This window comes from Candidatus Poribacteria bacterium (assembly GCA_021295755.1).
GTDB lineage: Bacteria > Poribacteria > WGA-4E > WGA-4E > PCPOR2b > PCPOR2b.
The window spans coordinates 404-859 of record JAGWBT010000067.1 but is presented as its reverse complement, the minus strand read 5'-3'; the positions used below and the strand labels follow the sequence as shown (position 1 = coordinate 859).

Here is a 456-nt window from a genome sequence, read left to right as displayed (position 1 = left end):
AGCGATCACGCACTTTATCGCCCAACAGTGCGTGTACCGGGGCACCGGCAGCTTTCCCTGCTATGTCCAGCGCAGCCAATTGTGCACCAAAACCGATGGAGTCATCATTCATAATGACGAAAGGATTCTGACCAATCAGCCGGTCCGCGTCCGAAACGCTATTATCGCCATATCCAACGATGCCGTTGTCAGTTTCGATGCGACACAGATGAACGCGCTCATCGTGGGTCTGAGCTCGCTGCATAGCGCGAGTGACATGGTCAGCGTAAAATGGAATATCCAAGGTCATTGTCTCGACATGCTTAATCTGCATAGAAATGCTCCTGTAGGTTAGTTATGATATAGTTATAGTGCCACCAAGCAACCATTCAACGCTGCCGCGAATTATGGTTTCTGCATAAAGGAGTTGCTCGTCCATCGGTGTATTGGGGTGGTTATTCTGAACTTCAAAGAGCA

1 protein-coding gene is annotated in these 456 nt (G+C 49.3%); it reads right to left on the bottom strand.

Annotated elements, in window-relative coordinates; genetic code table 11:
* A partial coding sequence (locus tag J4G02_11185) for a hypothetical protein (protein ID MCE2395140.1) occupies positions 1-313 on the bottom strand: 313 nt, incomplete at its 3' end.
* Positions 314-456 lie beyond the last annotated feature (143 nt).